Origin of the sequence: Streptomyces sp. NPDC048507 (assembly GCF_043199995.1) — a bacterium.
Classification (GTDB): domain Bacteria; phylum Actinomycetota; class Actinomycetes; order Streptomycetales; family Streptomycetaceae; genus Streptomyces.
This window is the reverse complement of record NZ_JBICWZ010000002.1, coordinates 571490-584705: the sequence shown is the minus strand read 5'-3', so window position 1 is coordinate 584705 and position 13216 is coordinate 571490. Positions and strand designations below refer to the sequence as shown.

The following is a 13216-nucleotide window of genomic DNA, read 5'->3' as shown; positions in this document are numbered from 1 at the left end:
GCCGCCCCGCACGCCCACCCCTCGGGAGGCAGTCATGGCCGGCAAGGGTTTCACCACCTGTCTGTGGTTCGACGGCGACGCGGAGGCCGCGGCCGCGTTCTACCTGTCCGTGTTCAAGGACGGCAAGGCCGGCCGGATCGGCCGCTACACCGCGGAGGGCCCGGGGGAGCCCGGGGCGGTGATGGTCGTCGAGTTCGAGATCAACGGGCAGAGCTTCATCGGTCTCAACGGCGGCCCCCAGTTCACCTTCTCCGAGGCCGTCTCCTTCCAGATCCGCTGTGCGGACGACGCGGAGGCGGACTACTACTACGAGGCCCTGACCAAGGACGGCGGCGAGGAGTCCGCCTGCGGCTGGGTCAAGGACAAGTTCGGACTGTCCTGGCAGGTGACCCCGGACGAGGCCATCGACCTGATCAGCGACCCCGACCCGGGGCGGGCCGCCCGCGCGACCGCCGCCATGATGAAGATGAAGAAGCTGGACGTGGCGGAGATGCGGCGCGCGGCCGACGCCGCCTGAGGCCCCCGGCGCACGGAGGCTCAGGCCGAGAGGCGGGCCAGCAGGGCGGGCAGGGCGGTGCCGATCGGCTCGCGGACGACCTCGTCGGCCAGGGAGTCGTACGGGGTCTCCTCGGCGTTCACGATGATCAGGCGGGCCCCCGCCCGCGCCGCCATCCCGGCGAGCGAGGCGGCGGGCTGCACCTGGAGGGTCGAACCGACGGCGAGGAAGACCTGGCACCCCTTGGCCACGGCCACCGCTCGCGCCAGCACCTCCGGGTCGAGCCGCTCGCCGAACATCACGGTCGCCGTCTTCAGGATCCCGCCGCAGGCCGTACAGGACGGATCGGGTTCCCCGGCGGCCACCCGGGCGAGCACTTCCTCCAGCCCCGACCGGGCGTGGCAGCCGGTGCAGACCACCGACCGCGCGGAGCCGTGCAGTTCGAACACCTTCCGCGCCGGCATCCCGGCGAGCTGGTGCAGCCCGTCCACGTTCTGGGTGATCACCCGGACCGGAGTGCCGCCGCGCTCCAGCTCGGCGACGGCCAGGTGCGCGGCGTTCGGCCGCGGCGCGGCCGCCCAGATCTCGGCGCGCATGAGCCAGGACCGGCGGCGGATCTCCGGATCGGCCATGTAGGGCGCGTACGTCACGAGCTTCTCGGCGCCGGGCTCGCGGCGCCACAGCCCCTGCGGCCCCCGATAGTCGGGGATCCCCGAATCGGTGGACATCCCGGCCCCACTGAACACTGCGACGAGCGGCTTCCCCATGCGCCGACCCTACGCAGCCCCCCGCGCGGCCCGCGACCCCATTTCGGGTGGTCCGGGGCCGGGCGGCACAGGCGCAGGGACGTTCCTGCGGTGAATCTCCGCGCCCACCGGAGTGAGCCCGCGCCGCGCCCCTGCCGGTGCGGGCGGACGAGCCGCTACAACCCGGACATGACGCTCACGCCCCGCCGCTCCGGCGCCCTGCTCCTCATCCTGTCCGCGCTCCTCTCCGCCCTGCTCGCGTCCCCGTCCCGGGCGGCCGCCCCCGCCGATCCGGGACCGCTGCGCCACCGCCACCTCCACACCGCCAAGGAGATCGAACGTTTCCTCCACTCCTTCTACCGCCAGCACGGTCCCACCGAGCAGGACCGCGCCCTGCGGATCTCGCAGCAGCTGAGCGAGAAGCAGGACCGCACCCCCGACTTCGACGAGCTGCTCTGCGCCCAGGACCTGCCGCGCCGCATCACCGTCGGCCCGGCCACCGTCCTCATGACGGCGCGCGTCGGCTGGGCCACCGTCACCACCGTCTGGGGGTCGGGGAAGACCGACACCTTCACCGCCTACGTGCGCCTGGACTCGGTGCCGATCCAGCTCGACGACGTGATCTGCGCGGGCTGAGCCCCGGCCGGCCGGGCACTCCTGCGGCGGCCGCGCTCCTTCTGGTACAACACCGGACATGACGGGATGGGAGATCGCCGCCGCGAGCGCGGCCGACATGGAAATGCTCCGCGGCTGGGCCGAGGCGGAAGCCTGGAACCCGGGGGACACCGACCGCTTCGCCTTCGCGGTCGCCGACCCGGCGGGTTTCCTCGTCGGCCGGCTCGACGGGGAGCCGGTGGCCTGCGTCTCCGCCGTCCGCTACGGGGACGCGCACGGCTTCATCGGCCACTACATCGTCCGCCCCGGCCTGCGCGGCCGGGGGTACGGGATCCAGGTGTGGAACGCCGCCACCGAGCGGCTGGCCGGCCGGCTGACCGGTCTGGACGGGGTCGTCGAGCAGCAGGACAACTACCGCAGGTCCGGGTTCCGTTCCGCCTGGACCAACCTGCGCTTCGAGGGGGTGCCGCAGCCCGGTGGGGACGACGGCGCCGGCGGCGCGGGGGTGGAGACCGTCGATGCCGCCTCGCTGCCCTTCGCCCGGCTCGCGGCCTACGACCGCCGCTTCTTCCCGGCCCCCCGCGACGCCTTCCTGTCCGCCTGGACCTCCCTGCCCGGCAGGACCGCCCTGGCCGCCGTCCGCGACGGGCGGATCGAGGGACTCGGGGTGATCCGCCCCTGCGCCGGAGCCTCCCGGATCGGGCCGCTGTACGCGGCCACCCCGCAGGTCGCCGCCGCCCTGGTGGGGCGGCTCGCCGGGTACGCCCCCGGAGGGGAGGTGTCCGTGGACGCACCCGACGTCAACCCGGCCGCGGCCGCGGTGCTGGCCGGGCTCGGGCTCGTGCCGTCCTTCGAGACGGCCCGCATGTACACCGGCCCGGCGCCCGAGGTGGACACCGCCGGCCTGTACGGGGTCACCAGCCTCGAACTCGGCTGACGGCCGGGCCGCCGCCGCGGCGGCGGGGCCGGACGGCGGTCGCACGTCGCCGCCCGGCACGCAGGTGTCCGCAGGTGTCCCCGGGTCGTGCTCGGGTCGTGCTCGGCCGTCCTCAGACGCCGAACAGCGTTCCGGTGCTGGCGTGCAGACCGCACGGGTTGGCGAACGTGTACGTGTAGCTCAGCCGGCGCCCCTGCCACACGCCGTCGGCGGTGACGGTGACCGGGTCCCACTCCCTGGTGCACCGGACGTTCGCGCGGGGCGCGGTGAGGGCGTCCAGGGCGGGGCCGTTCGCCTTCAACTCGGCGCAGGCGGCGGCGGGGTCGGGGTGCGTGCCGCCGGGGCGGGGCGCGCAGACCAGGGTCGCCGCGCGCAGCACCGTACCGTGGGCGGCGTCCGGTCCGGCCGTCACGCTGACCACGAGCGCGGACGGTGCGTACAGGCTCTGCGTACCGGTCGGAGCCGCGTCGGCGGCGCCGGTGCCGGCCAGCGCGGTGAGGGCGGTGAGCGCCATGGCTCCGGTGGCCAGTCCCAGACTCCTGGTGATGGACCGCATTTCGAACACTCCTCGGGTCGGTGTTTCGGATAACGGACGGGAGTCTTGCCGATCCGGAGCGTGAACGCCCGTTCGTACCGCTGTTTTCCGTCACCGATCGTGAGTGCGCGTGTGCAGACCGCAGCGGCGCCACCCGCCGTGACCTGTGGGGGAGCGGTCCGCCGAATCGGCCGAACACACCCCCCGAAAAGGGGTTGGCGCGCTGCGGGAGGGTCAGGAGGTGGTCAGCGGGTCGCCCCGGAGCGCGGGGCGTAGAGGTCCAGCAGCCGGGTCCGGGTCTGCTGGAGGCGTACCGCGAGGACCCGCCCCACCCAGTGGCCGACGGCCGAACCGAAGGCGGGATCGGCGTCCATGAGCAGCCGTACGGCCGCCCCGTCGAAGGCGTAGGCCCGCACCGGGGTCATCGCCTCGGCGCTCAGCTGCCACACGTACGGCGGGAACAGCCAGGACCAGCCGACGAGCTCGCCCGGTCCCAGGCTCTCGACCGGAGCGGCCCGGCGGCCGGGCACCGGAGTCTCCAGCGTCACCGTGCCGGAGCGCACGATCCAGAACGCATCCGCCGGGCCGCCCTCGTCGAAGAGCCGGGCACCCTCGCGGAAATTGACTTCACGGGCCTGGGACATCAGTCGCCCGCGGTGTTCGGCGGACAGCACGGCGGAGATCCGGATGGGGGAAGGTGTGCTCACGACAGCCTCCGATCACGCCCCCCGAACCTGCTGGTCCCCCCAGTGTCGCCGACCCCGGTCCGGGACGACGGCACGCCGCGGCCCGGGTCGGGGCGGACCGGTGCGGTCGGTCGCCCGCCGCCCGCCGAGGCGGGCGGCTCCCGCTCCGGAGGGTCACCCGCAGCACACCGGAGCAAACCATTCCGGCCGGGTTCGGCGGCTATTCCTCGGCGCCCGCCTCCAGGCAGGCCAGCTCCATCGCGTCGAGCACCGCCTCGTGGCTGCGCCCGCTGAGCTCCGCGACGTTCTCGATCTGCGCCGTGGCCCAGGCGGCCAGGGTCATCACCAGGACCCGTAAGCCGTCCGTACCGTGTTCGGCCAGGATCGCGTCGGCGACGAGCATGGCCTCCTCCGGCACCTGCTCCGGCGGCTCCAGCCCGGCCAGGGCGCGCAGCATCGCGAGCGTGCGCCGGGAGATCTCCGGGGTCATCCCCGCCAGCCGCATGTCTTCTTCCTCGTCCATCAGCCCCACCCTCCGACGTCTGTGCCGAGCCCTTGGGGCACCGTAGGCGGAGCGGGCCGCGCGCGGGGGCGTTTCGGCGGCCCGGGGCCGTACGCGGGGCTGGCGCGGGCCCGGCCCCGGTTGACGTCCCCGCCCCGGGCGGCTCCGAGTCAGGCGGCCCCGCCCCGGGCGGCTCCGGCCGGGGTGGCTCCGGCCGGGGTGGCTCCGGGTCAGGCGGCTCCGGCCCGGGTGGCTCCGGCTCGGGTGGCTCCGGCCCGGGCGGCTCCGAGTTAGGCGGCCCCGCCCCGGGTGGCTTCGGCCGGGGTGGCTTCGGCCGGGGTGGCTCCGGCCGGGGTGGCTCCGGGTCAGGCGGCTCCGGCCCCGGGGTGACGGCTCCGCCCCGGGTGCCCCGCCCCGGGTGGCTCCGGCCGGGGTGGCTCCGGCCCCGGTTGACGGCTCCGCCCCGGGTGCCCCCGCCCCGGGCGGCCCCGGCCGGGGTGGCTCCGGCCCGGGCGGCTCCGGGTCGTCCCGGCGCCGGTCCGGCGGGTCGTTCCGCCGGCGTCCCGCGCCTTCCCCCGTCGGCGACCGGGCGGTAACTTGTCGGCCGCAGCCGCCCGGGACCGGGGCGGCCGGAGCCGGCGGGAGCCGACATGAAGAGCCTCGTACGGGTGGTGCTGAGCGTGCTGCTCCTGGCGGGCGGCGCGCTGCCGGCCGCCACGGGCAGCGCCGCCGCCGACGTCCCCGCGGCGCCCGCGGCCGCCGGTCCGGCGCCGGGCTCCGCCCCGGTGGACGCGCCCTGGACGCCGCCGCTCTCGACCCGGGGCCGCTACATCGTCGACGCCCAGGGCAACCGCTTCCGCCTGCGCTCCGGCAACTGGGACGGCGCCCAGGGCTCGTGGAACGGCTCCGGTGACCAGGGCGACCCCGCGAACCACCACGCGGGCCAGGACTCCCACGGCATCCCCCTGGGCCTGGACCGGGCCGCCCTGCCCACCCTGCTCGCCGACTTCCGCGCCCTCGGCCTCAACAGCGTCCGGCTGCCCTTCTCCAACGAGATGCTCCACGCGACCGCCCCCGTACCGGACGCGGCCGTCGCCGCCAACCCCGCCCTGCGCGGCCGCACCCCCCTCCAGGTGTACGACGCCGTCGTACGGGCGCTGACCGACGCCGGGTTCGCCGTCATCCTGAACAACCACACCGGCAGCACCCGCTGGTGCTGCGGCCTGGACGGCAACGAACGCTGGAACAGCGGCCGCTCCACCGCCCAGTGGGCCGACGACTGGGTCTTCCTCGCCCGCCGCTACCGCGACAACCCGCGCGTGGTCGGCGCCGACCTCTACAACGAGGTCCGCCGCGACACCTGGGACGACCCCAACTGGGGCCTGGGCGACGCCCACGACTGGCAGGCCGCCGCCCAGGAGGCCGCCGACCGGATCCTCACCGAGGCCAACCCGGCCCTCCTCATCGTCATCGAGGGCATCAACTGGACCGGCATCCCCCTCGACGGCCTCCCCCACGGCCGGCCCGTGCTCACCCCCGTCCGCGCCCTCTCCCACACCCTCGTCGTGTCCGGCAAGCTCGTGTACTCCGCCCATTTCTACGGGTACACCGGCCCCCACCACAGCGGCGCGACCGGCCTCGGCGAGACCCACGACGCCCGCTACCAGGACATGACCCCGGCCGAACTCCGCCAGACCCTCTACGACCAGGCCTTCTTCGTCTCCGCCGAAACCGGCACCCACTTCACCGCCCCCGTCTGGATCAGCGAGTTCGGCATCGGCGCCGACGAGGGCGCCGCCCTCCCGCGCGCCTGGTTCCAGAACGTCACCGCCGACCTCGCCGCCTCCGACGCCGACTTCGCCTACTGGCCGCTCGTCGGCTGGAGCACCACCGCGCAAGGCGCCCCGGGCGGCGACAGCTGGGCCCTGCTCCGCTACGACGCCACCGGCCGCCGCAGCGGACTTCTCGACCCCGCCGACTGGCGCACCGCCCCCTGGACGTCCCTCACCACCGCCTCCGGCCGCACCGGCCCCGTACCCGCCACCGTCGCCTGGTACCAGCTGAGCACCGACCACCGCGACCACAACGCCTCGCTGCGCACCCGCGCCGCCGGGGACTGGGACAGCGGCGCCCGCAAGGCGGTCTGCCCGGACGGCGCCCGGCTGGCCGGACTCGCCCACACCGGCGGCCGGGGCCTGTGCTCCACCCCGGAGCTGCGGGCCGCCACTGCGGGGCAGACGGTGGTCCGCGACGAGACGTACGTCCCGCCGGGCGGCGACTGGGCCGGCGGCTACACCAAACTCCAGTGCCCCGACGGGCAGTTCCTCATCGGCTACAGCCTGCGCGGCGAGCGCGTCTCGGCCGCCCTGTGCGCCCCGGCCCGTACCGCGCTGCCCGCGGGCGGCGGCCGTACGGTCTGGTTCGACCGGGGCGACAACCGCCCGGCGGGCGCCGGGGGCGGCGACTTCGCCACCGGGAACCTCAAGGGCCAGTGCCTGCCCGCCGAGTACGCGGCGGGCATCGCCTTCACCACGCGCGTCGGCGCCCGCCCGGGCCCGGCGGCCCTCCTGTGCCGCCCCCTCGGGGCCGGCTGAGCCCGCCGGGAGGCACCGTCAGACCGGAAGTCCGGCCGGGATCCCTCCGTCCCCGGCCGGACGCCCGGTGTCCAGCCCCAGCAGCGCGGGCAGTTCGCGCATGTCGGTGAAGACGGTCGTGCCGGGGCCCGCCAGTGCGGAGGCCGGGGTCAGCCCGCCCGCGTAGCCCAGCGCGCGCATGCCCGCCGCGCGGGCCGCCTCGACGCCCGGCCGGCTGTCCTCGACGACCACGCACGCCGACGGATCGACCCCCATGCGGGCGGCCGCGTACAGGAACAGGTCGGGGGCCGGCTTGCCGCGCGGGACCTCGGTGGCACTGTGGATCCGGCCCGCGAAGCGCTCGTAGAGGCCGGTACGGCCCAGGGTGTGCCGCATCTTCTCGTGGGATCCGCTGGAGGCGACGCAGGTCGCCAGGGTGATCCGGTCGAGGGCCTCGGGCAGCCCGTCGACCGGGGAGAGGCCCGCGTCGACGGCCCGCGCGTGCAGGAGCGCGAAGGACTCCTCCCACTCGCGGGCCGTCCCGGCCCCGAGCCGGGCGGCCACCTGTTCGCGCACCGAGGCGCTGGAGCGTCCGATGAAGCGGCGCACCACCTCGTCCTCCGTGAGCGGCCAGCCCAGCCGCGCCCCCAGCTCCACCTGCACGCGGGCGGCGATGCGCTCGCTGTCGACGAGCACCCCGTCGCAGTCGAAGATCACCAGCTGGACGGGTTCGGTTTCCCTGATCATGGAGTGCAGGGTAGGCCACCCGGCGACGGCCCCTCCAGGGCCGTGACCCGCGCCGCAGCCCGCCGCGTTCGGCATGAGATGCGTCAAGTGTGGTGTCCGGGCCGTCGTTTCGCCCTAGGGTGCGCGCGTATGTAGGGCCGTGCCGCCGCGCACCCCGCGCGCGCGGCACCACGCACACCGAACTGGGGGGTTCATGCGTAGACCCATGCGTAGGTCCAGAGGGCTGGCGGCCGCTCTCGCCCTGTCCCTGACCGGATCCGCGGCGCTCGTCGCGGCCGGCCTCGTCCCGCAGGCGGCGGCCATCACCCCGCCCGTCGCCTTCACCGCCGACGCGCTGCCCACCTGGCAGCCCAACGGCGTCGTCTGGGCCCTCGCCGAGACGGGCGGCACCGTCTTCGCCGGCGGCACCTTCTCCGCGCTCCGCCCGCCCGCGGGCGGCGCGGGCAGCGAGCGGACGGCGGTGAACTTCGCCGCCCTCGACGCCGCAACCGGGGCCCCCACCTCCTGCCAGCTGTCCTTCACCATCGGCAGCGGCACCGCCACCGTCCGCGCGCTCACCCTCTCGCCGGACAAGAAGACCCTCTACGCGGGCGGCTACTTCGGCGCCGTCAACGGCACCCCGGTCTCCAGCATCGCCGCCATCGACGTGGCGACCTGCGCCGTGAAACCCTCCTTCCGCCCGGCGTTCGCGGCCACCGTCCGGGCCATCGCCGTCACGGGCGACACCGTCTACGCCGGCGGCGACTTCCTGACCGTCGCGGGCCAGCCCCGCCAGCGGTTCGCCGCCGTCGACGCGGCCGACGGAGCACTGCGCCCCTTCCGGGCCGACGCCGACGACCCGGGCCGCGCCGTGGAGGTCACCCCGGACGGCGAGAACGTGCTGCTCGGCGGGGACTTCTTCACCGTCAACGGGACGAACACACACGCCCTGGCCGTCGTCGACGCCACCAGCGGAAACCTCACCAAGTCCTATCCGGGCTTCATCGAGACCAACTCCGTCGTCAAGGACATCGCCACCGACGCGACCGGCTTCTACACCGCCAACGAGGGCACCGGCGGCGGGGTCTTCGACGGACGCATCGCCCTGGACCTGGCCGGCTTCGGCCAGCGCTGGCGCGACACCTGCCTCGGCGCCACCCAGGCCGTCCTGCCGTACCAGAACGTGCTCTACAGCGCCTCCCACGCGCACGACTGCTCCAGCGTCGGCGAGTACCCCGACGGCCAGCGCCACCACCTCCTGGCCCAGCCGACCACCAGCGTCGGCAAGCTGGGCTGGGCCCCCGACACCAACGACGGCATCGGCGAGGGCATCGGCCCGCGCGTGATGACGGTCGGCGCGAAGAACGGCACCCCCTACCTGTGGGTGGGCGGCGAGTTCACCTCCGTCAACGGCGCGGCGCAGCAGAGCCTCACCCGCTTCTCCTCCACCGGTGACACCGGCGCGCCCACCACCCCCGTGGCGAGCGCGGCCGCCTTCCGGCCCGGCGAGGTCCAGGTGCGCTGGCGCACCAGCCTCGACCTGGACGACAGCGCGCTCACCTACCGGATCTACCGCAACGGCGCGGCGACCCCGATCGGCACGGTCACCGCCGACTCGCTGTTCTTCCGGCGACCGCAGGCCTCCTGGACCGACACCACCGCCCAGGCCGGCCAGTCCTACACCTACCGGGTCACGGCCACGGACGCGGCCGGCAACGTCAGCGCCCCGTCGGGCACCGTCGGCGTGAGCGTCCCGGCCTCGGTGGACGCCTACCCGAGCCGGATCCGCGCGGACGGCGCCCAGCTCTACTGGCGCTACGACGACACCGCCCTGCCGTACGTGGCGGACTCCTCGGACGGCAACCAGGCGGGCGTGCACCAGAACGCCCCGGCGCTGCGCCAGTCGCCCGGCGCGGTCGGCGGGCCCAGTACGGCGATCGGCTTCAACGGCACGACGAGCCACGTCTACGGCGACCGTCGGCAGACGGTGGGCGGCACCTACAGCATCGAGACCTGGTTCAAGACGGCCACCACCCAGGGCGGCAAGCTGGTCGGCTTCGGCAACCAGCAGACCAACGGCAGCGGCCAGTACGACAAGCACGTCTACATGACCGACGACGGCCGGCTCGTGTACGGCGTCTACACCGGCGCCACCCGCACCATCACCACCACGGCCGCCTACAACGACGACCAGTGGCACCACGTCGTCGCCACCCAGGGCCCCGCGGGAATGACCCTCTACGTGGACGGAGCCGCGAAGGGCACGCTCGGCGTCACCACGCACGAGAACTACTCGGGCTACTGGCGGGTCGGTTACGACAACCTCAACGGCTGGCCGGACCGTCCGGCGAGCGACCACTTCGCGGGCCTGATCGACGAGACCGCCGTCTACCCGGCCGTCCTGAGCGCCGCCCAGGTCGAGCAGCACCACGCCCTCGCCTCGGCCCCGGCCGACTCCGTCGTCCAGCTCACCGCGGCCGAGGACACGTACGCCAACGCGGGCGCCCCGGACGGCAACTTCGGCGGCTCCGGTTCCCTGGCGGTGCGTGGTACCCCGCTGTACGCGAGCTACCTGCGCTTCGACCTGCCGGCCGCGCCCGCCGGCACCGTGCTCAAGTCGGCCTCGCTGAGCGTGAAGACCAGCACCATGACCGGCGCCGGGACCGCGGACACCGTTTCCGTCGTCCCGGTCACCGGCTCCTGGTCGGAGGCCGGGACCACCTACAACAGCCGGCCGGCCCTGGGCGGCGCGGCGCTCGGGAACTTCCCCGGCATCCCGGACGGCTCGGCGGTCCACACCGCGGGCCTCGACCCGGCGCCCCTCGCGGGCGCCCTCGGCGGCCCGTACGGTCTGGCGCTCACCGGCGCAGGGACGGACGCGCTGTGGCTGTGGTCCTCGGAGGCAGCGGCGAACGAGGGCACCCCGCGGCTGACGCTGACCTTCGGCGCCCCGTAGGCGGACCGCGCCGCCACAGCGTCCCCACCACGGCCCCACCACGGCCCCCGCGTCCCGCGCGGGCGCCGTGGTCGGCGGGGCGGACGTGGTCAGCGGGGCGCTTCCACCTCCAGGAAGCGGCGGCCGCGCGGGCCCCGGTACAGGAGGCACTCCCAGCCGTGCCGTTCCAGCTCCGCCGCGCAGGCCGTCAGCCGCTCCCGCTCCTCCCGCGCCGCCCCGCTCCCCGGCGGCCCCTGCCAGCTCACCTCCACCCGGCCCGTCCCGGGCTCCGGCGCCGCCACCCGGTAGCCGGTCCGGCAGCGCATCCCGCGCGCGTCCACCGCCGACGGCGGGAACCCGGCCGCCTCCAGTACGAGGGCCACCGCGCGCGGCACCAGCCGCCGCTCCCACGGGGCGGGAACCTCCGGGCCGCCGCCCAGCAGGCGCCGGATCTGTACGAGCCCCTCGTACGCGGTGCGCAGCTCGGCCGCCCGCGCGCCGCCGTCCGCCCGCTCCGGACCGTCGCCGCTCGCGGGCTCGAACGTCCGCTCCCCGGGCTCCGGCACCGCAACCACCCACCCTTCAGCTGAGTACCCCGTACGCAACGGCCTGAGTATGCGCGCCGATTCCCGTGCGCGCCCCCGCTGCTGGAATGGCGCCATGACCACCGAGACCACCCCCGGCGCCGGGCCCGGCACCCACCCCCGCCTGCGCAACGTGAGCGCCGCCGGATCCGCACTGGCCGTGGCCCTCGTACCGCTGGTGGTCGGCGTGCTCGTCGCCAAGGGGCTGGCCGCCGACCCGCACGCCCCGGTCAACGCCCTCATCACCGGCGGCGGGCAGCGCGCCGGGCTGCCGCGCGCCGAGTGGCGCCGCCGGGGCCACCTCACGGCGCGTCGGCTGCGCACCGTCCGCCGGGACACGGCCCTGCGGACCCGCCGGACCGTGTCCCGCGCGGCCCGGCTCAGGCCGTCAGCGGCTCCTGGAGCTCGGTGACCCACTGGTCCCGGTCCTCGGGGCAGGCCAGCGCGAGCTCCCGGGCGTACCCGGTGCCGCGGTGCCCGTTCTCGTCGATCCACCGGGCCAGGGCCTGTGCCGACGGCAGCACCCCGTCCATCGCCCCCCGGTGCACCACGGTCGCCGCCCGCTCGACGGCGGGCAGCACGACGATCCGCACCCCGCCCCCGAGGTCCTCGGCACGGACGGCCCCGGCGACGGGGAGCCCGGCGTGCACCAGCACGGAGCCGGGCCCGCCACCGGGCGCGGGCTCGTAGTGGGCGAGGCCCGGACCGGTCGGGACCACCCCGGCGCGGTCGAGGCGGCCGCACAGCTCCTCGTACAAGGGACCGATCACCGGCCCGATGTCCTGTGGGGCGTACCCGGCGGCCACCCCGGTGAGTTCCGCCAGGCGGACGGGCGGCAGGCTCTTGACGACGACCTCTTCGGTGGGCATGGTTCCCTCGCTCTCGATGGTCCGGAGCCTCGTCTCGACCCGGGCGAGGCGTGCGGCGGCCTCGGCCGCGGCGGATTCCAGCTCCGCCCGCCGCAGCCGCAGCATGCCGCGCAGCTCCTGCGCGCCCACCCGTTCGTCGAGGAGCGCCGCCACCTGCTCCAGGCTGAAGCCGAGCTCCTTGAGCGCGATGACGCGGTTGAGGCGGGCGAGCTGGCCGGCCGCGTAGGACCGGTAGCCCGTCACGGGGTCGACACGTGCCGGGCGCAGCAGTCCGAGCGCGTCGTAGTGGCGCAGCATGCGGACCGACACCCGGCCGTGCTTGGCGAACTCTCCGATGGTGAACATGACGCCTTCCAGTGGACGGCCTGACACCGTGTGAGGGTCAAGTCTGCCCGGAACCTGGGGAAGGCCCGCAGGTCAGCGGCCGTACTGGCGCACGCAGAGATCGACGACGGACGGTGGCACCGCCCCCTCGGCCGCCGCGCACAGCTCCTCCCCGCGCAGCGGGCGCGGAGCCGCCGGCCGGGGCACGTGGGGCGTGTGCGGCGGCGCGGGCCCGAGCGGCCGGGCGCGCCGGGGCACGGCGGGCTTCGGCGCCCGCTCCGCCGGCGGCCGGGCCGTGCGGGCGGGCCCCGGACCTGGAGCACCGGGGGACGGCTCGGCCACCGGGTCCGGGAGCTCGCCCAACGGCAGCGGGGCGGGCGGCGCCGCGGCGTGCCGTCCCGTGGGTGCGTCGGGCGCGTCGGGTGCGTCGGGCGCGTCCGGGGCGCCGAGGGGCGGTACGGAGCCGCGTGCCGGGCCGGGACCGTCTGACTCGGGGCCGACGCCGACGCAGCCGGCGCTCGTGAGGAGCGCCAGGAGGGAAAGGGGCAGGGCGGCCCGGCGTAACTGCATCCGACCACCATGCCGTAGTCGGGGGCGGCCGGGCGGCGCTCCTCACGCGTCCGGGTGAAACGGGGGCGAACCGGCGGAACCGAGGGGAGCATTGGGGGAGGCGACGGGGAGCCGGGTG

Annotated in this window: 14 protein-coding genes; 6 read left to right on the top strand and 8 right to left on the bottom strand. The window is 75.7% G+C overall.

The features are described from left to right. Positions 1–34 precede the first annotated feature (34 nt). Entirely contained in the window at positions 35–517 is a 483-nt protein-coding gene (locus tag ACGFXC_RS07750) for a VOC family protein (protein ID WP_393710532.1), read from the top strand. A gap of 20 nt (positions 518–537) precedes the next feature. On the opposite strand, the gene ACGFXC_RS07745 is transcribed toward ACGFXC_RS07750, so the two are convergent. After that, positions 538–1263, bottom strand: coding sequence for an NAD-dependent deacetylase (locus ACGFXC_RS07745; RefSeq protein WP_393710531.1), 726 nt, complete (start codon positions 1261–1263; stop codon positions 538–540). Positions 1264–1431: 168 nt separating this feature from the next. Here ACGFXC_RS07745 and ACGFXC_RS07740 point away from each other — a divergent pair, with 168 nt between their 5' ends. Continuing rightward, a complete protein-coding gene (locus tag ACGFXC_RS07740) occupies positions 1432–1878 on the top strand; it encodes a hypothetical protein (RefSeq protein ID WP_393710529.1) in 447 nt (148 codons plus the stop codon). A 58-nt stretch (positions 1879–1936) separates the two neighbouring features. Then, a complete protein-coding gene (locus tag ACGFXC_RS07735; protein ID WP_393710527.1) occupies positions 1937–2794 on the top strand; it encodes a GNAT family N-acetyltransferase in 858 nt (285 codons plus the stop codon). Positions 2795–2906: 112 nt separating this feature from the next. On the opposite strand, the gene ACGFXC_RS07730 is transcribed toward ACGFXC_RS07735, so the two are convergent. The 3 genes from ACGFXC_RS07730 to ACGFXC_RS07720 form a co-directional block, all read right to left on the bottom strand. Further along, positions 2907–3350, bottom strand: coding sequence for a subtilase-type protease inhibitor (locus ACGFXC_RS07730; RefSeq protein ID WP_393710525.1), 444 nt, complete (start codon positions 3348–3350; stop codon positions 2907–2909). 224 nt (positions 3351–3574) lie between these two features. Next, positions 3575–4036, bottom strand: a complete 462-nt coding sequence (locus ACGFXC_RS07725) for a Crp/Fnr family transcriptional regulator (RefSeq protein WP_393710523.1) — start codon at positions 4034–4036, stop codon at positions 3575–3577. A 199-nt stretch (positions 4037–4235) separates the two neighbouring features. Continuing rightward, positions 4236–4538, bottom strand: coding sequence for a hypothetical protein (locus ACGFXC_RS07720; protein ID WP_393710521.1), 303 nt, complete (start codon positions 4536–4538; stop codon positions 4236–4238). 629 nt (positions 4539–5167) lie between these two features. Between ACGFXC_RS07720 and ACGFXC_RS07715 the strand changes: the two genes are divergently transcribed. Beyond that, a complete protein-coding gene (locus tag ACGFXC_RS07715; protein WP_393710520.1) occupies positions 5168–7111 on the top strand; it encodes a glycoside hydrolase family 5 protein in 1944 nt (647 codons plus the stop codon). A gap of 18 nt (positions 7112–7129) precedes the next feature. Here ACGFXC_RS07715 and ACGFXC_RS07710 read toward each other — a convergent pair whose 3' ends face one another. Continuing rightward, positions 7130–7837, bottom strand: a complete 708-nt coding sequence (locus tag ACGFXC_RS07710; protein ID WP_393710518.1) for an HAD family hydrolase — start codon at positions 7835–7837, stop codon at positions 7130–7132. 205 nt (positions 7838–8042) lie between these two features. On the opposite strand from ACGFXC_RS07710, the gene ACGFXC_RS07705 reads away from it, so the two are divergent. Next, a complete protein-coding gene (locus tag ACGFXC_RS07705; RefSeq protein WP_393710516.1) occupies positions 8043–10772 on the top strand; it encodes a DNRLRE domain-containing protein in 2730 nt (909 codons plus the stop codon). Positions 10773–10861: 89 nt separating this feature from the next. On the opposite strand, the gene ACGFXC_RS07700 is transcribed toward ACGFXC_RS07705, so the two are convergent. Further along, on the bottom strand, positions 10862–11317 hold the full coding sequence (locus ACGFXC_RS07700; protein WP_393710514.1) for a hypothetical protein: 456 nt from the start codon (positions 11315–11317) through the stop codon (positions 10862–10864). Positions 11318–11411: 94 nt separating this feature from the next. Here ACGFXC_RS07700 and ACGFXC_RS07695 point away from each other — a divergent pair, with 94 nt between their 5' ends. Next, positions 11412–11747, top strand: a complete 336-nt coding sequence (locus ACGFXC_RS07695; RefSeq protein ID WP_393710513.1) for a hypothetical protein — start codon at positions 11412–11414, stop codon at positions 11745–11747. Here the strand turns inward: ACGFXC_RS07695 and ACGFXC_RS07690 are convergent. Both ACGFXC_RS07690 and ACGFXC_RS07685 read right to left on the bottom strand, forming a co-directional pair. Further along, positions 11716–12549 carry a MerR family transcriptional regulator gene (locus ACGFXC_RS07690; protein WP_393710511.1) on the bottom strand — a complete coding sequence of 278 codons (834 nt, stop codon included), beginning with the start codon at positions 12547–12549 and terminating at the stop codon, positions 11716–11718. The two genes, ACGFXC_RS07695 and ACGFXC_RS07690, sit on opposite strands and share 32 nt — an antisense overlap. Before the next feature lie 72 nt (positions 12550–12621). Continuing rightward, positions 12622–13098 (bottom strand): hypothetical protein, encoded by a 477-nt coding sequence (locus ACGFXC_RS07685; RefSeq protein ID WP_393710509.1) that lies wholly within the window; start codon positions 13096–13098, stop codon positions 12622–12624. Positions 13099–13216 lie beyond the last annotated feature (118 nt).